This is a genomic window from Bacillus sp. JJ1532, assembly GCF_036965085.1.
Classification (GTDB): domain Bacteria; phylum Bacillota; class Bacilli; order Bacillales; family Cytobacillaceae; genus Cytobacillus.
Genome location: NZ_JBALOW010000045.1, coordinates 33,309 through 55,116, shown reverse-complemented (window position 1 = coordinate 55,116; position 21,808 = coordinate 33,309). Strand labels below are relative to the sequence as shown.

Annotated in this window: 20 protein-coding genes; 15 read left to right on the top strand and 5 right to left on the bottom strand. The window is 37.7% G+C overall.

Annotated features, from left to right (window positions below):
- Positions 1–26: 26 nt before the first annotated feature.
- The 4 genes from asnS to V7122_RS15595 all read left to right on the top strand — a co-directional run bounded on the left by asnS (position 27) and on the right by V7122_RS15595 (position 3,383).
- Complete coding sequence (gene asnS / locus V7122_RS15610) at positions 27–1,319, top strand: asparagine--tRNA ligase (RefSeq protein ID WP_335354265.1); 1,293 nt, start codon at positions 27–29, stop codon at positions 1,317–1,319.
- 153 nt (positions 1,320–1,472) lie between these two features.
- Positions 1,473–2,180 (top strand): DnaD domain-containing protein, encoded by a 708-nt coding sequence (locus V7122_RS15605; protein ID WP_335348108.1) that lies wholly within the window; start codon positions 1,473–1,475, stop codon positions 2,178–2,180.
- A 28-nt stretch (positions 2,181–2,208) separates the two neighbouring features.
- Positions 2,209–2,865, top strand: a complete 657-nt coding sequence (gene nth / locus V7122_RS15600; protein ID WP_335527492.1) for an endonuclease III — start codon at positions 2,209–2,211, stop codon at positions 2,863–2,865.
- Entirely contained in the window at positions 2,862–3,383 is a 522-nt protein-coding gene (locus tag V7122_RS15595; protein WP_335527490.1) for a YpoC family protein, read from the top strand. Before nth ends, V7122_RS15595 begins: the two co-directional genes overlap by 4 nt.
- 20 nt (positions 3,384–3,403) lie before the next feature.
- Here the strand turns inward: V7122_RS15595 and V7122_RS15590 are convergent, their stop codons facing one another.
- Positions 3,404–5,995 (bottom strand): PBP1A family penicillin-binding protein, encoded by a 2,592-nt coding sequence (locus V7122_RS15590; RefSeq protein WP_335527489.1) that lies wholly within the window; start codon positions 5,993–5,995, stop codon positions 3,404–3,406.
- Between the two features lie 43 nt (positions 5,996–6,038).
- Entirely contained in the window at positions 6,039–6,650 is a 612-nt protein-coding gene (recU, locus tag V7122_RS15585) for a Holliday junction resolvase RecU (RefSeq protein WP_335527486.1), read from the bottom strand.
- 116 nt (positions 6,651–6,766) lie between these two features.
- Here recU and V7122_RS15580 point away from each other — a divergent pair, with 116 nt between their 5' ends.
- The 3 genes from V7122_RS15580 (at position 6,767) to V7122_RS15570 (ending at position 9,045) form a co-directional block, all read left to right on the top strand.
- Entirely contained in the window at positions 6,767–7,762 is a 996-nt protein-coding gene (locus tag V7122_RS15580) for a DUF2515 family protein (protein ID WP_335527485.1), read from the top strand.
- A 516-nt stretch (positions 7,763–8,278) separates the two neighbouring features.
- Entirely contained in the window at positions 8,279–8,560 is a 282-nt protein-coding gene (locus tag V7122_RS15575) for a hypothetical protein (RefSeq protein ID WP_335348103.1), read from the top strand.
- Positions 8,561–8,661: 101 nt separating this feature from the next.
- Positions 8,662–9,045: a YppE family protein gene (locus V7122_RS15570; RefSeq protein ID WP_335348102.1), complete on the top strand. Its 384-nt coding sequence runs from the start codon at positions 8,662–8,664 to the stop codon at positions 9,043–9,045.
- Between the two features lie 106 nt (positions 9,046–9,151).
- Here the strand turns inward: V7122_RS15570 and V7122_RS15565 are convergent, their stop codons facing one another.
- Positions 9,152–9,334: a YppF family protein gene (locus V7122_RS15565; RefSeq protein WP_335348101.1), complete on the bottom strand. Its 183-nt coding sequence runs from the start codon at positions 9,332–9,334 to the stop codon at positions 9,152–9,154.
- A 295-nt stretch (positions 9,335–9,629) separates the two neighbouring features.
- Here V7122_RS15565 and V7122_RS15560 point away from each other — a divergent pair, with 295 nt between their 5' ends.
- From V7122_RS15560 to V7122_RS15550, 3 genes are all read left to right on the top strand, one after another.
- Positions 9,630–10,232 (top strand): YppG family protein, encoded by a 603-nt coding sequence (locus tag V7122_RS15560; protein WP_335348100.1) that lies wholly within the window; start codon positions 9,630–9,632, stop codon positions 10,230–10,232.
- A gap of 291 nt (positions 10,233–10,523) precedes the next feature.
- The gene (locus V7122_RS15555) at positions 10,524–11,387 is read left to right on the top strand and encodes an ABC transporter permease subunit (RefSeq protein WP_335527483.1); all 864 of its coding nucleotides are present in this window, start codon (positions 10,524–10,526) and stop codon (positions 11,385–11,387) included.
- A complete protein-coding gene (locus V7122_RS15550) occupies positions 11,380–13,788 on the top strand; it encodes an ABC transporter permease subunit (RefSeq protein WP_335527481.1) in 2,409 nt (802 codons plus the stop codon). The genes V7122_RS15555 and V7122_RS15550 overlap by 8 nt, the downstream gene beginning before the upstream one ends.
- 27 nt (positions 13,789–13,815) lie before the next feature.
- On the opposite strand, the gene V7122_RS15545 is transcribed toward V7122_RS15550, so the two are convergent.
- Positions 13,816–14,280 (bottom strand): Hsp20/alpha crystallin family protein, encoded by a 465-nt coding sequence (locus V7122_RS15545; protein ID WP_335344432.1) that lies wholly within the window; start codon positions 14,278–14,280, stop codon positions 13,816–13,818.
- Between the two features lie 268 nt (positions 14,281–14,548).
- On the opposite strand from V7122_RS15545, the gene hcp reads away from it, so the two are divergent.
- Positions 14,549–15,841: a hydroxylamine reductase gene (gene hcp, locus V7122_RS15540; RefSeq protein ID WP_335344433.1), complete on the top strand. Its 1,293-nt coding sequence runs from the start codon at positions 14,549–14,551 to the stop codon at positions 15,839–15,841.
- Between the two features lie 48 nt (positions 15,842–15,889).
- Here the strand turns inward: hcp and V7122_RS15535 are convergent, their stop codons facing one another.
- Positions 15,890–16,582, bottom strand: coding sequence for a Crp/Fnr family transcriptional regulator (locus V7122_RS15535; protein ID WP_335344434.1), 693 nt, complete (start codon positions 16,580–16,582; stop codon positions 15,890–15,892).
- Positions 16,583–16,745: 163 nt separating this feature from the next.
- Between V7122_RS15535 and V7122_RS15530 the strand changes: the two genes are divergently transcribed.
- The 4 genes from V7122_RS15530 to V7122_RS15515 all read left to right on the top strand — a co-directional run bounded on the left by V7122_RS15530 (position 16,746) and on the right by V7122_RS15515 (position 21,660).
- Complete coding sequence (locus tag V7122_RS15530; protein ID WP_335527479.1) at positions 16,746–19,046, top strand: DEAD/DEAH box helicase; 2,301 nt, start codon at positions 16,746–16,748, stop codon at positions 19,044–19,046.
- The gene (locus V7122_RS15525; protein WP_335344435.1) at positions 19,036–20,298 is read left to right on the top strand and encodes a ribonuclease H-like domain-containing protein; all 1,263 of its coding nucleotides are present in this window, start codon (positions 19,036–19,038) and stop codon (positions 20,296–20,298) included. The genes V7122_RS15530 and V7122_RS15525 overlap by 11 nt, the downstream gene beginning before the upstream one ends.
- A 364-nt stretch (positions 20,299–20,662) precedes the next feature.
- Positions 20,663–20,995, top strand: a complete 333-nt coding sequence (locus V7122_RS15520; protein ID WP_335344793.1) for a spore coat protein — start codon at positions 20,663–20,665, stop codon at positions 20,993–20,995.
- Positions 20,996–21,096: 101 nt separating this feature from the next.
- Positions 21,097–21,660, top strand: a complete 564-nt coding sequence (locus V7122_RS15515; RefSeq protein WP_335344792.1) for a DUF1273 domain-containing protein — start codon at positions 21,097–21,099, stop codon at positions 21,658–21,660.
- The last annotated feature ends 148 nt before the right edge of the window (positions 21,661–21,808 follow it).

Below are 21,808 nucleotides of genomic sequence, written 5' to 3'. Positions count from 1 at the left end.
GCAAGTTTTTGGAGGGAATATAATTGATAAAAACAACGATATCTGAAGTATACAAATATGTTGATCAAGAAGTGAAAATAGGCGCTTGGATCGCAAATAAACGTTCAAGCGGAAAAATTGCATTCCTTCAGCTTCGCGATGGAACAGGATTCATTCAAGGCGTTGTCGTGAAAACGGATGTTCCAGAAGAAGTTTTTCAAGCGGCAAAGTCTGTTACTCAAGAATCTTCTATTTACATAACTGGAAAAATTCAAAAGGATGAGCGTTCACCATTTGGATATGAGATGCTTGTAACAGGATTAGAAGTGATCCAAGCAGCAGTTGATTATCCAATTACTCCGAAAGAGCATGGAACTGAATTTCTAATGGATCATCGTCATTTATGGCTTCGCTCCCGCCGTCAGCATGCGGTTATGAAAATTAGAAATGAAATTATTCGCTCCACGTATGAATTTTTTAATAATGAAGGATACGTAAAAGTCGATCCTCCAATTTTAACGGGAAGCTCGGCTGAAGGCGGATCAGAATTATTTGCTACGAAATACTTCGATGAAGATGCCTATTTATCACAAAGCGGACAATTACATTTAGAAGCAGCGGCAATGGCACTTGGAAAGGTATTCTCATTCGGTCCAACTTTCCGTGCAGAAAAGTCCAAAACACGCCGCCATTTAATTGAGTTCTGGATGATTGAGCCAGAGATGGCTTTCTATGAACATGAAGATAGCTTAAAGGTGCAAGAGGACTACGTGTCATATATTGTTCAATCTGTCCTAAAAAATTGTGAATTAGAATTAAAAACTCTAGGCCGAGATACGTCTAAACTTGAGAATATTAAGGCACCATTCCCGCGCATTACTTATGATGAAGCGATTAAGTTTTTACATGAAAAGGGCTTTGACGATGTCCAGTGGGGAGATGACCTCGGTGCCCCTCACGAAACAGCGATTGCAGAAGGCTATGACAAACCGGTTTTCATTACTCATTACCCAACGTCATTAAAGGCATTTTACATGCAGCCAGATCCGAACAGGGAAGAAGTTGTTTTGTGTGCGGACTTAATTGCGCCGGAAGGATATGGGGAAATTATTGGCGGCTCAGAGCGGATTCATGATTATGATCTAATGAAGCAACGTCTTGAAGAGAATAATTTAGATATGGATACTTATAAATGGTATTTAGAACTCCGTGAATATGGTTCAGTTCCTCACTCAGGGTTTGGACTTGGACTAGAAAGAACTGTAGCTTGGATTAGCGGAGTGGAGCATGTGCGTGAGACGATTCCATTCCCGCGTTTATTAAATCGACTATATCCATAAGCAGCAGCTCTTCATAATTTGAGCAAAATTAGAGGAATCGTCCTGTTGGCGATTCCTCTAATTTTTTCAGAGTAGTAAGAAAGGAATAGTTACCTGTTATTCTCCTTACTACAAAGACTTTGTTCATGATATACTGATATGGAGGTGTCAGGAATGTCCAAAACAAGTATATTAAAGTGGCTCCAGGAAGGAAATATTACGATACCTGGGGTTTTATTAACTCATTATAAAGAGATGAATTTAAATGAGCATGAACTAGTGCTTATATTGCATGTTACTTCCTTTATTGAAAGAGGGAATGCATTTCCCACTCCAGTTGAATTGTCTTCAAGCATGACGATCTCCGTTTCAGAATGTACATCGATCCTTAGAAAATTAATCCAGAAAGGGTATATCGAAATTAAAGATAGCTACTCTTCTGATGGAATTCGCTACGAACAATATAATATTGAACCTTTATGGGAAAAGCTGATAGATTATTTTCTATTTAAGGAAAAGCAAGAAACGGCAAAGATAAATCAGCAAAGTGAGACTGATTTATATACTTGCTTTGAACAAGAATTTGGAAGGCCTTTATCTCCATTTGAATGTGAAACACTTGCATTGTGGATGGATGATGACCGCCATGATCCACATATTATAAAAGCGGCTCTTCGAGAAGCGGTTATATCGGGGAAATTAAATTTCCGCTATATCGATAGAATTTTATTCGAATGGAAAAAGAATGGAATAAAAACAATTGAACAAGCGAAGAGCTACGGAAAAAAGTTCAGACAAAACCAGCAGCAAAGAGTTAAGGCTAACGAAGCTTCTGAACAACCTGGAAAAACCATACCTTTTTATAATTGGCTAGAGCAATAATTGTAGAATAAATAAAGTGGTGAGGAAGTTGTTGAACAATAGTCAAATAAGATTTTGCCTTGATGAGATGGGGGAAATGTTTCCGGATGCACACTGTGAACTTAACCACTCCAACCCATTTGAACTTGTCATTGCAGTTGCTTTATCTGCACAATGCACGGATGTGCTTGTCAATAAAGTAACAAAGAATTTATTTCAAAAATATAAAACTCCCGAGGATTATTTAAATGTACCTTTGGAGGAGCTGCAAGAGGATATTAGATCTATTGGGCTTTATCGAAACAAGGCTAAAAATATTCAAAAACTGTGCAGAATGCTATTAGATGATTACAATGGAGTAGTGCCGCATGATCGGGATGAACTGACAAAGCTTCCGGGAGTCGGCAGGAAAACAGCTAATGTAGTAGTCTCCGTTGCATATGGTGTTCCAGCTATCGCTGTTGACACCCATGTTGAACGAGTTAGTAAGAGATTAGCTATTTGCAGGTGGAAAGATTCCGTATTAGAGGTAGAGAAAACATTGATGAAAAAGGTGCCAATGGACGAATGGTCTGTTACGCATCATCGGATGATTTTCTTTGGGAGATATCACTGTAAAGCACAAAATCCTCAATGTGAGAGCTGCCCGCTACTGGAAATATGCAGAGAAGGGAAAAAAAGAATGAAGGGGAAGAAAGGGGAATGAGTAATAACAAGACCCTTTCCGTTCCTATAGAATTAGTACATCCATTTTTCTTTGCTGAGAATGAGGAAATTACTATCCATGTGGAAGAAATGGGAAATTTGTATGCCCTCAGGCCATTTCTTTATGAGACGGCTTTTTTTTCAGGAGTACAAGCAGTAAAACCATGGGAAATTCAAGAAAAAAGCATTCCAGTTCTAATTGAGGAATGGCAAAAAGTAAAAGAATTATTAGAAACACTTTTTGCTAAACGGGAGATGATTCATGTACTGGCCCCTATGAAAAAAGGGATTAGCCTCTTACTCGAATTGGTTTATTGGGGAAATGGACTTCCGGTTGTTCTTTCAAATTTGGACTTAGATAAATTAGCCATTAAGCCTGTCAATTTATCAGAGCGACTTGAATTTATTATGAAGAAACCATCCTTATATCACTCTTATATTCAATTAGCAGAGCTAATAGGTGAAATGAATAAACAATATGTCAAACAACAGATAATGAAAAAAGCGTCTAAGCCATAAGCTTAAGACGCTTTTTTTCTTTATTGTCCACTACTGCCAGGTGGATTTACAATTGGAGGGATGATCGGATTGGTATCAGTTTGATCACCGTCACCACCATCGCCATCACCCTGTCCATTACCATTACCATTACCATTACCATTACCATTACCATTACCATTTCCGTTTCCTTGCCCATTCCCATTGTCATTTCCGTTTCCATCATCATCAGGGATACCATCCTCGCCGTCCTGACCATCACCATATCCATCGTCCATTTCCGGCAAAGGAACTTGAACTGTTTGAACTGCTGGTTCACTCTTTTGATCATCACGGATTGCTGTAACCTTGAACTGATATATGCCGCCTGGAACCGGATTTGCAACTTTAATTCCTTTTTCAGCTATCACCTGTAGTAGCTGGTCTGCACCATCGTCTAATGCCGCTGAAACTTCAAATTGAACGTTCTCTACCCCTTCTGGATAATCCCACGTTAAGAGTATTTCATTCGTATTTACATCATATGATGCATTTAGGTTTGAAGGAGAATCAAGCTTATCGAATTTCTCGGATACCTCTGTTGGTGCATTTCCTTTAACCGCATACTCATAAATGATTTGATCTTTAGGCGTAAATTCACTAGCAAGTTTTGCTGGGATTGAGCCTTTTTCTATCGCAATCTTTTCAACACTGTTTGGAACAGGGAAGTCAGGTGTTTCGACTCCTTGAGAAACATGCGCCATTAAATTTTTGAAAAGAAGCATAGCGAGCTTTTGGTCCTTAGGAGCGATAGAGTTTTTCTTTTCCTTATAACCAGTCCATACAGCAGCTGTATAGTTGGTCGTATATCCGGCAAACCATGCATCTGGAATGCCTCCATTTTGAATATCCCAATCCTTTATTTCTTGTGCCGTGTAATTAGTTGTACCCGTTTTACCTGCAACATGAAGGTTTGAAATATTAGCTAATTTACCTGTTCCATATGAATCTTTCAATACACTTTTAAGCATATCGTTAATCATAAAAGCTGTGTAATCCTTCATAACTGGCTTTGAATCAGGAGTGACATCGATCTTTGAACCATCACGCATTTCAATGGCTGTGATGGAATGAGGTTCCGTATAAATCCCGTTATTGCCGAATGCACTGTATGCGCCAGCCATTTGCATCGGTGAAACCTCGTAAGCACCGATCGAAAACGATTCAAAAACATCCTTAATTTTAAATCCTAGGTTATTTGCAAATTGTTTTGCATTATCAAGTCCAACCTCCTGTAATGTTTGCAGGGCTGGAATATTTCTTGAACGAGCTAAAGCTTCTCTCATCGACATAGGGCCCATATGCTTTCGGTCCCAGTTATTAATTTTCGTCCCATTTGAATAAGTATAGGGCTTATCGTCAAGAGTATAGAAGGTGCCCCATTTTAAATATTCAATGGCAGGGCCATAATCAATAATTGGCTTAAATGTGGATCCGGCATGTCTCATCGTATCTTGGGCAAAATTAAACCCGCGCTTTACTTTAAGATTTCTTCCGCCGCCAATAGCTCGAATTTCCCCCGTTTTAGTATCAAGCAAAGTAATGCCGGCTTGGAAGTCCTCGTCTGGGAAATTAATAATTTCATTTGTATTTAACATTTTTTCCATATAATCCTGGGCATTCGTGTCTAATGTTGTATAAATCGTCAAGCCGTCGGAAGAAATATCTAGATCAGGATACTTTTTCTGAACCTCATCAATGACGATATCTACAAAGGAATCATAAGGAGAATCGTTCTGCTTTCTATTTTCCTCAGGAACGAGTGAGGATTCTACAGAAACTGCCTTTGCTTCTTCCATTTTCTCTTTTGAAATAAAGCCATGCTGATGCATTAAGGAAAGGACTATATTTCGTCTTTTTTCTGCCCGATCTGGATGTTTAAAAGGATTATAGTTTGCAGGGCTTTGCGGAATGCCCGCAAGCAATGCAGCTTCAGGAAGTGTTAGCTCATCAAGATTCTTTCCAAAGTAAACTTGGGAAGCTGTTAAAACCCCATGACTGCGATTTTCCATCCAGATTTTATTTACATACATCTCGAATATTTCTTGCTTCGTATATTTACGCTCTAGCTGAAAGGCCAACCATGCTTCCTGGGCTTTTCTGCTTATTGTTTTATTATTATTAAGAAAGGAATTTTTCACTACCTGCTGGGTAATGGTACTTGCCCCTTCTGAACCAAACCCGCGGGTAACGTTTGCAAGCACTGCTCCAGCTAAACGCTTTAAGTCCATTCCATGGTGCTTGTAGAACCGCACATCCTCTGTTGCAAGAAAGGCCTCTTCCACTAATTTAGGAATATCCTCATATTCAACATATTCTCGGCGTTCAGAGCCAATTTCCGTAATAAGATTATTGTCTTTATCTAATAATTTCGAAGGGATTGGATCCCTTAATTGTTTTTCATCAAGTTTAGGTGCGTCCTTTACCATAAAAGCAAAGGTTCCAGCTCCAACAAGCATTCCAACAATTCCAAGTGCAATTAGTGTAAGAAAGATACGTTTAAATAGGCTCTGTGCCGGTTTCTTTCCTTTGTTTTTTGGCTTGGAAGCTTGCTGTTTACGGCGCTCCTCTCTCGATTGATATTTTTCTGCCATATATGTTCATCCTTTCTGATGAGTAGAAGGTAGATTGAGATATTTATCCGAGGCTATAAAGATAATCGATTTTTTTAATATAGTCAATTCTAGGGTTATATCCTAGTGGGATTTGGTGGCCAAAAGTTTCAATTTCCTCTATAGTAATCGATTTTCTGCCGCCATCCTTCATCCTTTTCCAAAACATAAGTAGATGATGAGCCTCAAGCAGATAGATGTCCTCTGTTGCAGAAAACCTTAATAAAACAAAGCAGATCCCTTTTTGCTTCAGAATCGTTTCCATATGCAAAATTTGATGGTCATGGAAATTTTTTAATGGAAAGGAAGTTTGATTCTGAGTTTCCTTTGCCTCAAAATCAATATACCTGCCTTTGTAAACACCGTTGTAATCTGTTGTTGAAGCCTGTTTGAAATACGCTTCTTTTATGACCGCCGCACTTCTTTTCGGGTAATCCACATGAACAATTTGCACAGGTGTAGGCTTTTTATGAATGGAGGCAATTCCATTCGCTAAATAATACACATTCGTTTCATTTATATCTTCCTCCAAAGTCATACCACGGTTGCTATAGGACCATTTTTTTTCTATTTTGGTGCGCATCGTTTCTTTTTTAACGGGTAGAAACTTCTTGCCGTTCGGATAATGGAAATTCATTTAATTCACCTCACAAGCTACTACTTATCATAACAAATCTTCGTTATTTGTGGTTGAATAAAAAGTACAGATTTGCAAATGTTAAGCCATATGCTTTTTTTGGAGGCAGATCAATTATGTTTTTTGAAAGGGCAAATTATTTAAATCAGCTAAATATGGAAGAATTGGAATTGATTCAAAAAATAAAAAAACATACACAAAAGTACAATGCTGATAATATTTCCCGGACAGATGCCTATTTTCATTATTATAATCGAAATCCCGAAATTATTTGGTCATTCCTTGCAAGCATGGTGTCCCGAAATGCTGGATGGAATATGTGTGATCTCGAAGGTAAATGGTTTTCAAAAATAATAAATAAACAATTAAGAAAAAAACTGTTCCTAACTTATGAGCGGGCCAACTGGCTTATTTTTCAAGATGCATTTCCGCAATTGCTGCTCTATCAATATTCGACGAAAATGAATCGTCCAATGTTTCATTTATTAAGATATTTCCATGTATCTTCATATATGGTTAAGGAATGGCGGCTTTTTTGGGACCGCAGATGTATAAAAAGACTGATGATTTCACAAATCATTAACGAACAAAATATCATTCAGAAGCCTGTTATAAAGCATCCAGCCTATAGAAGGAAAGTTTTTCAAACTCCGCTGTTCCTGCTTCAGGATTGGTTTCATTATAGCTCCGTTATCTTTCCAACATGTGATGGGCAGCTATTTGGTGCGAGTGTAAATGGTTTTATATCGTTATCTAAAAGAATCGATCTAGGTAAGCGCCTTTCCGATATTCTATTTCAAAAGGAGTTATATCCTTCCTTTTACGAATTCGCAAAGCGGACCGTTCACACTGGCTCCAGGTATGATTATGAATTTTATTTTAAAGATCGGCCTAAAAGAACGACTCCATTTTTACGATGTACATTCCCATTAATAAAGCAAAGAAAACATAAGGCAGAAGACTGGTCCAAAAATAAAAGATTAAAAAGAAAATGGTTAAAGGAAAATGTGGAGCATATTCACCCAATCGAATTGACAGAATGGTATATGAATAAACAAGCTCAAATAAAGAAGGCTATTAACTTAAAAGAAATCGTGGAAATGAAAAGATAGCCAAAAAATGGAATTCAACACGAATGCTGTCTTCCACCTTTTGGCCGTGAAATGGAAAAAATACTTTGTTATGTTGATGGACGATTGGGTCCTTCAAGTTTTTTATTTCCATAGCCGGTTCTAGTTTCTTCCTGCTTTTTTGGTTGATTTCTTGTATGTTTTTCCTTTTTATTCAAAATACCGCACCTCCGCTTATTAGTTTGCACAGTAATGGGGTTTCCATGCGAGACGAAAATGTCGAAAGAAAGGGAGAAATAATAAAAATTTTTTCTTACTTTGACGAAACGCTTCTAGTTTTGTCAGCCTTGAAGGATTGGAATTAAGGAGAGCGAATAGAGTACATAACAATTAGAAAAGCGGAAGCGCCTTGCTCACCCCCGACAAGCACAAGACAAGCCTCTCGGAAAGGCGGTTTTACCTTTCTGGGAGGATTGGCTTGTGACCTCGAGGGGGTAGGCGCTGGAGCTAGACAATTCTTAAATATCCGGTGTTCTTATTCCAAGGAGGGCTTAGAAGATGAAGAAAAATGTTAAGGCAAAAGAGGAATTAATTAATATGCTTTCTGAAATTTATAATCAGCTTGAGGAATTAGAAACTGTACTTGATTCAAACTTTTCCGGCATTAGAAACGAATTACAAATAAATTGTTCTGACCAAATATCAGCCTGTACGAAAAGCATGGAAGCGTTAGAAACGGAAGCCGCTTATTATCAGGCTAAGAGCGGCAAGGCCGATGTGAAGGAAAATTTTCATCGTCAGCCAAGCATAAAGCTTGAAATAGGTTACAAATTACACTAAAATTGGGTCAATGTTTAGTAGCTGATTTTTATAAGCTACTTTTATTTTTGCAAAAATTCTCCTGACAGCAATTTCTGTCTATGAATTTGGAGCTGATTATTATGAATGAAGATGTAGAACTAATCCATCTGACAAACCAATTATTAAATTATATGTTCTTTTTGTCTGAAAGATATGAAAAGGCTAGGGAGCTGCAGAAGCCCGGAGATTTTTATAAAGAAGTTAAACCGTTCGCGGATGAAGTGAAATTAACGAACGATGAATGGAAAAATAAAGCGATCCAATGGATTACAACCAATCGACCGAAAAACCTATTTGCCCAGCAAGTAGAATCTACATATGAAAATATCGAAGCAATATCTGTACAAGCCTTTTATCCAGAAACGAGCAAGTCGAGGTTCACTAATTTAATTGTTTCTTCGCAATATGTACTAGACCGACTGCTTCAAACTGTAAAAGAAGAAATGGGCCCTCCTGTCACGTAATAGGAGGGCCGTTTGAATTATGTCATTTGCAGCTTAGAGTATCTACAGCGATGATAAGATTGACTACTTGTACGCCGATACTATAGTTTGTCTCTCTTAATGTGCCTTAAAGGGATTCAGGAACCTCTGCTCCTTGAGCCTCGAGTTCACGAACAAGGTTACGATAGACATTAATACAAATATCGTTTTGAACATATGACTTTTTCGTAAAATCAAGTAATTCGTTTACACTTTCAGGACTGTAATTCCTCATTTGAAAAAATTTCATTGCTAGTTCGTGAACATTCATGCTAATTTCCCTCCTCTAATTTTCTCTCGTATTCTGCTAAACTAGAAAGCTAGTTTACTAGCAGAATAACGAAATTTTACTGCATAGCGTTTATTTCTTTTCAATATCCTATCATAAAAAAGGTATGGTTCTTTATTTTTCAAATATTAAGACTTCCGACATGAATCTTCAACAATAGACAAAAAATGAAAACGTTTCCAGTGTAATCACAATATAGGCATTCTTTTCATAAATTATAGTAATGATTTCTCAAACAAGCTGAGATAGATTGTTTATGAAAGAGGAGGATGTCCCCATGTTTGGCCGAAGAGGAGCCAGCCATTATATAAATCAATATCACCCAACATATATGAATCAATATCACCCAACTTATATGAATAAATTTGATTACGGACTAAACCAATATCATTGGAGACAGCAGCCCCCTTATTATCCTTCTCCTACAGGGAATATGGGGTTCTACAACGGTCCACACAATCAACCTTTTCCATATGGAAGTGACATGATGTATCAAAATTCCTATCCTGCCATGGGCAGCCAAAATTTAATGTATAACCAGTACCCAACTAATGGATATCCGATGCAGCAAAATGGGATGCAGATGGGGCAAGGAAATGTTTCACAGAGCATTTTCCAAAATCCTTTAGATCCTGAAACAAACGAAAATATATCGAACTCTTATAATCCCTATTTCTCTAATTCTTATATGAACCCTTACCCAAAGCAATCCTTTATGCCTAAACAGTCATCAGGTGTACAATCCCTTATGAATTCATTTAAGTCACAGGATGGTTCAATCGATATTAATAAAATGATGAATACGGCCGGCCAGATGGTTAATGCCGTAAGTCAGGTTTCATCGCTTGTAAAAGGATTAGGCGGGTTTATCAAGGTTTAATGAAAAAATTTACAATAAGGTATTCGCCAAAATAGTCATGCGAATACCTTGTTTTTTATAGGCTAAAAAAAATAGGATTGACAGTAAATAGAAAATGGTGAAAAAATAGAGAAATGAATATAAAGTGAAACTTCAATCAGTGGGGGAGTTCCTTCATCCCTCACTGATTGTTAGTTGAACCAATCGGGCCTTTACGGGCTGTTGATCCCCACTTAGAATTTTTTTACTTTACGCAACTTTTTGAAGTGAGGGTCTTACAGCCCGTTAATCTGCAATAAATGGGGGATCCAGATGTTACGTTCATTACAGCAAATTGTTATCATATTCCTCTTAATCCTTTCTCTTGCTGCAATACCAATGATAGTAGAAGTAAATCCGCTTGAGAATCGGCTGGAATGGCATTTCGAAAAATTGCCTAGAATTTATGGTGATTTTATTAGTGAAATCAGTAATGGTAGCCTTGGTACATATCAGTTAGGGACTCAGCAGCGGGAAATTGCGGAGGATATTCGGAATAACTTTTTTACTAGTTTAAAAATCATGCTTATAGGTGTAAATGTTTCAATTATTATTAGCTTGATTTTTGGTATTTTCGTAAGCCGTTTTCGATTAACAAAGCTTTTTAATTTCATTTTGAACCTCTTATCAGCCATACCTGATTTTATTATTATTATTTTGTCTTTGATTTTAGCTGTAAATATCTATAAAGTCACAGGAGTTAGAATAATTTCTTTACGTGCCGATGCGGGAACGCTCAATCTTTGGTTTCCAACCTTGCTTGTAAGTATTGCACCGACATTATATATGTTTAAGCTTGTATCAGTGAAGTATCTTCAAATGAGCAGTGAAGATTATATTAAGACAGCGGTAGCAAAAGGAATGCGTTTAAATTATATTAATTTCCATCATGTTTATAAAAATGTTGAGCCCTTTATTAAAGCTGAATTAATTAAAGTCATTTCCTTAAGCGTCGGAAATCTATTTATCATCGAGTACATCATGAATGTATCTGGTATTACGAAATTTATTTTTCAAAGTAATGAGATTCAGCCAATTGCTATTGGCCTTTTCTCGATGCTTTTTATATCGGGTGTCGTCTATTTATCCATTAGAATAGTACTTTACCTTTTTAAACGAGGATTTATATATGAATAAATTATTTAACATCAATTATTCTTTATATGTAGGGATTTTCTGCGTATCAATCATTCTTTTTCTATGTGTATTTGGTCCAATACTGGCTCCGCACTCATTAACAGAGATGCTCGAAACGCAATATAGGAATGGAAAGGTACTATCTCCGCCAATAGAACCTTTTGAAAATGAAAGCTACCCATTAGGTACAGATAAATGGGGCTATGACTTGATGACGATGATCCTATATGGAATTCGTTATACGGTATTTGTAGCACTGGCTGTTACATGTATTAAGATGGTGTTAGGGACAATAATAGGATTATATGCAGGCATGTGGAAAAAAACATCTAGCTTGTTGAGTGCTTTTGAAAATGCCTGGAGCTATATCCCTTTGTTTCTCATTTTATATTTTTTTATGAGGCCGATAAGTTTTAATAGTCAATTAAGTACAAGCACTCTCTTAGGATATTTTATTATTATTGCTTCTGTAATCAGTATCCCTAGTATTGTTTCTTCCGTGAGACAGAAAACGGCTGAGTTATATAAATCTGTATATATTGAGGCTGCACATATTCTCGGGGCCAGCAAAAACAGGCTAATTTGGAAGCATATTTTTCCGCAAATGAAGGAAACGATTTTAGTGATGTTCATTTTGGAAATTGTCTATGTCATTACTATTATGGGCCAGCTGTCACTTATGAATATTTTTATTGGCGGAACTACTGTTCGATTTGATCCGATCATTTATCTATCGGTAACGAAGGAGCTATCTGGTTTAGTTGGACAAGCTAGAGGAAATATTTACGGGAATACTCATATTTTGTTGATCCCTTTAATGGTTCTCTTATTTACGACCATATCTTTCAGTTTATTAGCAAATGGTCTAAAAAATCGCTTTCAGGCAAACTACTCAAGAACACCATGGATAAGGACGGGACAGGTACATCGGATTTTACCTATTCGCAAGCAATTCAATCAGGAAAGGAAGCGTATACTCCCTCGAGGAGAAGGACTTGCCTTCGTTTTGCTTGTCATGTTATTTACCGGGGCAGGTGTTTATGTTACAGCCACGAAGGATGCAGATGTAGGGGTGAAAAATGATAGTAAAGCGTACTATGATATGCATGTAGAAATGGATTCAAAAGGTGTCTTTCATACAACAGCAAATATTCATATCAAAAATAAATCAGATAATTATTGGGAGGATCTCACCTTTTATTTCATTCCAAATGCATTTGAAAAAGGGCATTCTTTCCAATCGGTTAAAAGCTATTCTACAGTACAAATGAAGAAAATCATTATAAATGGCGAGCAAGCAAAATATAGCTTGGAAAAAGATCAATTAAACATTAGCATCCCGTCAACCATGCAGAAAAGGAAAAAATATCAAATTAAAATTGAGTATTCATTCACGATTCCAAATGAAGGTGTACGTCTTTCAAAAGAAAAGGAAAATTATTATTTGGCACATTGGTACCCAATGTTGGCAACCTATCAAAATGGAAAATGGAATAAGGAAGATTATGATGTAGGAATGGAGACGTTCCATACAGACTTTTCTAATTTTGAAGTCTCTTATAAAATTCCAGAAGGGTACTCCCTTATTTCTTCATCCGATAAGGACCCTCGAATAGGTGCAAGTGAAGGGAAAATCAAAGTAAAAAAAGTGAGGGATTTCTTCATTGGCATTGTTAGAGTTATGGATATCCATGAAACGGAGGCTAATGACGGAGTCAAGATCCGATTGTTCACAAAGACGGACCATCAGAAAAATATTAAGGAAACTTTAGAGTTAGCAAGAGATGCATTAAGCTTCTATCAGGAGAATATAGGGAAATATCCCCATAAACAATTAGATATTATTTTAGATAACGGCCCATTTATGGAATATTCAGGTGTAGTAACAATTAATCCTTACATAGAGGATACGTATTTTTACAGAAACGCCGTAGTCCATGAAATCGCCCATCAGTATTTCTATGGTGTGGTGGCGAACGATCAATATCATCAGGCATGGGTTGATGAAGGCATGACTGAGTTTGCAACCTCTATGTACTTTTATGCTGGCAAAAATCAAAGCAGGAGTGAAGCATTTCGCATTCCCTATAACCGAATGGAGCGTATAAAGGCTGCTAATCCTCCAATTGGCAGACAATATTCAAATGTTTCATTAGATAAAGTAAAAAATACAGGCTTTATTTATGGTCAGCCTGCCATTGAAATGTTAAAGATGGTGGAGGATAAGTATAGACTTAAAGGAGCCGATGTAAAGGAAGTTAGCATGCAATTTCTTTCTAGCTACTATGAGCATTTTAAATACAAGGAAGTAGATACGAAGGAATTTATTCGGTTCACAAGAGATTATTTCAGTGTACCGACTGGTTATTTTAATAAATGGCTGGATACTTCCGAGCATTAACAAGCAGTTTATTAGACTGCTTGTTTTTTATTCAATTTCATCGATTTTTATATGCTTTCCTTTTTGTTTAGGAACACGGATCTTTAAGAGTCCATTTTGGTATGATGCTTTTACCTTATTTTCGATAATTGGCTGCGGAAGTGGTATCGTTCTGCTTGATTTTTGCATTGATTGCCGCATTCTTCTAACCTTCTGGTCCTCATCCTCTTCGGTGAATATTTCATTAGATTGAACGGAGATGGTTACGTAATTATCAAAGACATCGAGCTTAATCTGCTCACGTTTAACACCAGGCAGCTCTGCCGTAATAATATGCTCCTCCATTGTTTCTCGGACATCAACGTGAAATGGAGTATGAAAAGGAAATGGGCTCTTGAAGAATTCATCTATTGATTGCAGAAATCCCTTAACTGGTTTTTCATTAAAGAAATGATTCACCGATTTCACTAAATCTCCCAACTCATTTTTTCCCTTTTTGTTATCGTTGCTCAATTTTTTCAGCCCCTATCAATTAATGATGTTGGCATAGCCACAATATCATATGAAGGTAACTGGGTATTTGTTCTTGGTAAATAAAATATTGGTAATTTTTGAACAAATATTGACAATTGAAAAAGCGTGATTTGAATCACACTTTAACTTTGGAATTGAGGATATTCTGATCATGTTATGAAAAAGCGTGATTTGAATCACATTTGATCATTGGAATTGAAGATATTCAGATCATGTTAATTTATTGGGAAAGTGGGAGATTGAAAGAATGTTTTGCTACCAGTGTGAACAAACTCCGAGTGGGGGATGTAAAGTTATCGGTGTTTGTGGAAAAGATGAAACCATTGCAAGCTTGCAAGATACAATTATTTTTGGCTTAAAGGGGATTGCTGCCTACCGTACACATGCAAATCAGCTAGGATACACGGATCCATTTGTTGATGCAACGACCCATGAGGCACTTTATTTGACATTAACAAACTCAAATTTTAATGTACAAGAACATATTGAGATGGCGTTAAAGGTAGGGCGCTCAGCCGTTAGGGCAATGGAAATGCTTGATGAGGCCCATACTACAAGACTGGGCGTTCCACAGCCAATCCGCGTATCGCAAAACAAAATCGAAGGTAAATGTATTATCGTAACAGGCCACAATTTATTCGCATTAGAGGAACTGCTCAAGCAGACAGAGGGAAAGGGAATTAATATTTATACGCACTCAGAAATGCTGCCTGCTCATGGGTATCCTGAATTGAAGAAGTATAGCCATTTAAAAGGAAATATCGGTAAAGCTTGGTATGACCAGCGCAGATTATTTGAAAAGTTCCCTGGCGCCATCTTGGCAACGACTAACTGTGTCATGCCAATAAAAGGTACATATGCAGACCGGATGTTTAGCTATGAGGTCGCAGGTCTAGAAAATGTAGAGAAAATAGTGAATGATGATTATAGCCGGCTAATAAATCGGGCGTTGGAGCTGCCAGAGGCAAATATTCAATCAGATGAAACATTACTAACTGGCTTCCACCATGAAACCGTACTAGGTCTTGCACCAGAGGTTATTGTGGCTGTTAAAGAAGGAAAAATAAAACGGTTCTTCGTCATCGCTGGCTGTGATGCCCCAGGGAAGGACGGAGAATACTACCGTGAACTTGCTACATCATTGCCGCCTGAAGCAGTTATTCTAACAACATCCTGTGGAAAGTTCCGTTTTAATGATGTTGATTACGGGGTTGTTCCAGGAACAGAAATTCCGAGATATATTGATTTAGGTCAATGCAATAACTCGGGATCAACCGTGAAAATTGCGAAAGCTTTGGCAGATGCTTTTGAATGTGAAATTAATGAGCTGCCAGTAAGTATTGTATTATCTTGGTTTGAACAGAAGGCCGTTGCGATTCTACTAGGATTATTTAGTTTAGGAATTCAGGATATCCGTATAGGACCTAAGGCACCTGAATTTATTTCAGAAGGCGTTTTGGATGTACTACAAAACACTTTCAATCTAAAACTTATTGGAACGGTTCAAGAAGACTTGGAAGAAATGCTTCAATATAATTAATAGCTAACAAAGAAGAACCACCTTTAATAAGTGGTTCTTCATTGTTATTTATAAGATTTCTTCTAATAGACTATCAGGATCAATAATAATATTTCCGGATGAATCTGTTTCAATCAGCTGGTCCTTTTTAAGCTTAGTTAGTGTCCTGCTGACAGTTTCTCTCGTTGTGCCGATCATGTTGGCGAGATCTTTATTAGTGAACTCTGCCTTTAAGAGATAGAACCCATTATCCATTTTCTGACCGTGAATTTTGGCTAGGCGAACGAGCAGTTTAATAATTTGCTCATATGTATTATTTAGGATTTGCGATTCGAGCCGTTCTTGCAGGTCAACAATTTTTTCTCCCAGAACTTTAAACACTTTAATACATAGCTCAGGATTTTCTATAAGGACCTTTTCAAATTGGTCAATTGGCACAACAACTAATGTGGAGCTTTCGAGTACCTCAGAAAAAGCAGGGTATCCTCCTTTTCGGAAAAAGCCTACATGTGGAAACATATCCCCATTTTTAGCGATTGCCACGATTTGTTCTCTGCCATTCACATCACTTTTATAAATTTTAATTCGTCCGCTTTGAATAAAATATACATTCTCTAACGGATCATCCTGCATGAATACATGACTGCCTTTTTTCCATTCCCTAGAGATGGAGATCTCAACAATTTTGTCAATTTCTGAATCACTGAGCTCTTTAAAAAGAGTAAACTGCGAGAGTACCTTTTTAATGTCAGAATAATTCATGTTATCACCTCTTAAGTAAAACCATTGTTACCAATATTGTAACAAAAAAGCCACAAGAAAGAAGCGTTTTGGGTTTGGAAGAATTTGAACATTTTATGACAGGGAAGTTTTTCTTTAAAAACGAACGCTTATTCGCTAGAATAATAGATATGAGGTGAGTAAGATGAAAGTTCGGAAAAGCTTGCATGAATTAATGAAGGAAATGAAAGAACTGGAAGAGTTCAAGCAAAACATCGTTCATTGGCACACAATTGAAGAAAAGGAAGCGAGGATTGACGACCTTCCAGCTGATATAAGCCCTAATCTTAAGGAGGCTTTACAAAGAAGAGGAATAACAAGTCTTTATACTCATCAGAAATCGGCATATGAAACCGCTATGAAGGGACAAAGTCTTGTTGCAGTAACTCCAACTGCTTCAGGAAAGACACTATGCTACAATCTCCCTGTTTTACAGACCATTATTAATGACCCTCATGCAAGAGCGCTATATATGTTTCCAACTAAAGCCCTTGCCCAAGATCAAAAAAGCGAAATTAATGAAATCATAAATGAAACAGGATTAGCTATTAATAGCTATACATATGATGGGGATACCCCTGCTAATATTCGGCAGAAGGTCCGAAAAGCGGGGCATGTCGTCATTACAAATCCAGACATGCTTCATTCGGCTATCCTTCCCCACCATACAAAGTGGGTTTCCCTTTTTGAAAACCTGAAATTTGTTGTGATTGATGAACTTCATATATACCGTGGTGTTTTCGGAAGTCATGTCTCTAATGTCATCCGGCGATTACAAAGAATTTGCCGCTTTTATGGAAGTGATCCTATTTTCATTTGTACATCGGCAACTATCGCTAATCCATCGGAACTTGCGGAGAAGTTAACAGAAAAACCGGTTAAATTAATTGATAATAACGGGGCACCAAGCGGGAGAAAGCATTTTGTTTTCTATAATCCGCCAATTGTTAATAAGCCTTTAAATATTAGAAGAAGCGCTACATTAGAAGCTAGAAAGCTAGCTTCAATTTTGTTGAAAAATAAAATACAAACGATTATTTTTGCGAGAAGCCGTGTAAGGGTCGAGATCCTACTTACATATTTACAGGAACTCGTAAAGTATAAATTAGGGCCAAAGGCTATTCGCGGCTACCGAGGCGGTTATTTGCCAACAGAGAGACGGGAAATTGAAAAAGGACTCCGTTCTGGAGAAATATACGGTGTTGTCAGCACGAATGCTTTGGAATTGGGAGTAGATATTGGACAGCTGCAAGTGTGTATTATGAATGGCTTCCCTGGGACGATTGCGAGCTCATGGCAGCAAGCAGGGCGTGCCGGAAGGAGGCATGGTGAATCCCTTGTGATTATGGTTGCGAGCAGCAGCCCAATGGATCAATATGTCATTCAAAATCCGGATTACTTCTTCAAAAGAAGTCCTGAAACAGCGAGAATTCATCCCGATAATTTGATTATTTTAATCGATCATATCAAATGCGCAGCCTTCGAGCTTCCCTTTCATGCAGGAGAATCCTTTGGATCATTTGAAACGGAAGAAGTCCTCGAATATTTAGCGGAAGAACGGGTTCTTTATGAAAATGGGGGAAAATATTATTGGATGAATGATTCTTTTCCTGCCCATAATATTAGTTTACGTTCAGCTTCCCAGGAAAATGTAGTCATTATTGATCAATCTGACATAGCGAATGTGAAGGTAATCGGTGAAATGGATCAATTTTCTGCTATGACGCTCCTGCATGAAGAGGCGATTTATCTTCATCAAGGAACCCAGTACCAAGTAGAGCTGTTAGACTGGGAGGAGAAAAAAGCCTTCGTTAGAGAAGTGGAGGCGGATTACTTCACAGATGCTAATTTGGCCGTTGAGCTCAAGGTTCTCGAACAGGATAAGCAGCGTTGCCTGCCTTCAGGAGAAATTGGTTATGGTGATGTGAGCGTTGTTGCCTTGGCAACTATTTTTAAAAAGATAAAATTTGAAACACACGAAAATATTGGTTCAGGGCCTATAAGTCTTCCAGAGGCAGAGCTTCATACAAGCTCTGCGTGGTTCTCATTAAATGAAGAGTGCTTACAAGACAAGCGAGAGAGATTAGAGCAAGGGCTTATAGGGTCAGCTCATGCATTAAGGCATATTGCCCCGCTTTTTGTCATGTGTGACCCTCAGGATATTCATGTTGTCCCGCAGGTGAAAGCGGCTCACAATGAGAAGCCAACGATATTTTTCTATGATCGCTATCCGGGTGGGGTTGGATTAAGTGAAAAGATATACGAAGGGTTTGAACATGTTTTACATGAGGCAAGACAAATGGTGGGCAATTGTCTTTGTGAGCAAGGCTGTCCTTCCTGCATTGGGACTGATACTGCTTCAAAAACGGCTAAAGCAGATGTCCTCAACATATTAACAAGCTTCACATCGAGAAATGTAATCACTGGTGATAACTATGTCCATTAAAAACAAGCTGAATCGAATAAAGTCACATCTATCGCATGAAAGCAGCACTGAAAAGCGAGTTCAAAAAGTAGAATTAACCGACTTTCCTTATAGAGAGGTTTGGGAAAAAGAAGGAGTTACACCATATTATTTTGACGAGGATTTTTGCTTAATTAGGGAAAAGGAATATTCAGTTAACGAGAAACACGGCATTTATACGTTTGACCAATTTTATCAGGCTGTGGAAGCATGGAATTCTTCAGATATCTATCATCCATTGTCAGCTGCTGGGTTTCGGGCAGATCAATTTTTTTTCTTTGACACAGAAACAACTGGACTCGGTGGAGGTGCTGGAAACACAATCTTTATCCTTGGCCATGCTAGCCTTCAAGGAAACAAGGTTCGTCTAAAGCAGCATATTTTGCCCCATCCAGGAGCAGAGGTCGCTTTATACAAAAGCTTTCTAGACAGTGTTGATTATAAGATGATGGCAACCTATAATGGAAAATCATTTGATTGGCCGCAAGTGAAAACGAGACATACTCTTATTCGGGATCAAGTTCCTAAATTGCCTCCATTTGGCCATTTCGATTTATATCATGCTTCTAGAAGGATGTGGAAGCATAAATTAGAACGTTTGAAGTTGTCTGTAGTTGAAAAAGAAATATTAGGTGTCGAAAGAAAGGATGATCTTCCAGGTTTTTTAGCACCGATGATTTATTTTGATTATGTGGAAACAAAAAATCCAGAAGGAATGCTAGGAGTATTGAAACATAATGAAATAGACATTTTATCCCTTATTAGCTTATATACTCACCTATCTTATCAAATTCTTGGGATTGATAAGTCACAGACTGCACGGGAGACATACGAAGTTGGGAGATGGTTTTCCCAATTGGGAGAAACTGCATCAGCCAAGAAGGCATTCTCAAATATTTCAGCAGGAGATGGCATTGAAGCACTTCAAGCTAAGCATGCACTTGCATTCGAATATAAGAAACAAAAGAAATGGCTTGAAGCTATTCAGCTATGGAAAGACGTTGCTGAGGGAAGCGAAATGGAAATAAAGGTGGAGGCATGTATTGAACTTGCGAAAATTTTTGAGCATCGTCAAAAAAATATCGAACAAGCTCTTACATATACGAAAATGGCTGATTCCTTTTATAAGGCAAATGAGATAGAGAGCGCTTCCGTTAAATATGAGGATCTCATTAATAGGCTCCAGCGACTGATGAGAAAGAAGGAGTCCTCTAATATCTTCACAAATAATTAATAATTGTTTGAAAAACCCACTAATTCCTAGTTGTAAGCCTATTGCAAAAGCTGTAAAATGTGTAATTGTGCAGTATTATTTAGGAATAGAGTGAGGCAGATATCATGTATAAAGCAATATTATTTCTGTTTTTTTTCGTTATTATATTTGTAGCCGTTTTATTCTCCAACTTAAAAGGGAGTTTTTATAGTATGTTCTAAAAGGGTCATACATATTTCTGAAATCCTGTTGCTTTTGTTTCTCTTTAGGTAGTAGCACAATATAAGTAAAAAGTAAAGAAAATAGGTTTTTTCATTAGTACAAGATTCCCCCCATCTACATAGGCTGTTAATGTAAATAAATTATGGAGAAAGGGGATCTTGATATGTTTTGCGGACCAAGACCAACAAATATTTTACCTGCTTTTGTTTCACCAACTAAATGTTGTGTGAATCATAATTTCCAGAATACGATCGTTCCACATATCCATCCAAGTCATACAACTACTGTGAACCATCATAATTTCCAGCATGTGCATTCTTTCCCGCATACGCAATCAGTAGTTAATGAGGTGACAAACCAACAGTTTGTTGCACCAGCAGCACCTGGATTTGTACCTTCTGCAGGATATGGTGCACCTGGTCCAGGGGCAGTAGCTCCGGGCTTCGGTGTTCCGGGACCGGGAATGTACGGTGCAGGACCATATTTCAGAAAATAATCAAGGCGAGGGCATATTTGGATATGCCCTTGTTTTTATATATCCGGTGAGTGAGCAAGTATCATTTGAAATTATCATGTATACATAGAAAGGCTAGTGCTATGACTAAAGTTGCAATCATATCTGGCTATAAACCTTATGAAATCGGTATATTTAAAAATGATGATCCAGCTGTTCATATTATTAAATTGGCAATAAAAAACCAGCTCTTATCCCTATTAGACGAAGGGCTGGAATGGGTAATCATTAGCGGTCAGCTTGGTACAGAACTATGGGCTGCAGAGGTAGTGTTCGACCTTCAGCTTGAAGGCTTCCATGATCTTCAGCTTGCCGTAATAACTCCTTTCTTGAATCAGGAAGATACATGGAAGGAAGCAAATAAAGAATGGTATGAATCGATATTGGCACAAGCTGATTATATTGATTCTGTTTCGAGAAAGCCTTATGAAAAGCCTTGGCAATTCCGTATAAAGAACCAATTTTTTGTAGAAAAAAGTGATGTTCTGCTTTTGTTTTATGATACGGAGAAAGAGGGAAGCCCAAAATACTTATTTGAAGAAGCGAAAAGGAAGCAGGAAAAGAGTCATTATGAAATTAGAGTTATCAGTTTCGATGACTTACAAGTATTAGCTGAGGAAGTGCAAATGAAAGCCGAGTATGAATGATAAAGTGAAACTTCAATCTGTGGGGGGCCGACGCACAGGATGTGTCTAGTGCAAATGTTGCGACAGGAAGAACGTTTTAAGTCTGCTTCCTCCCCACTGATTGTTAGTTGCGGCCCACAGGATGTGGGTCACACAGACGTTGCCACAG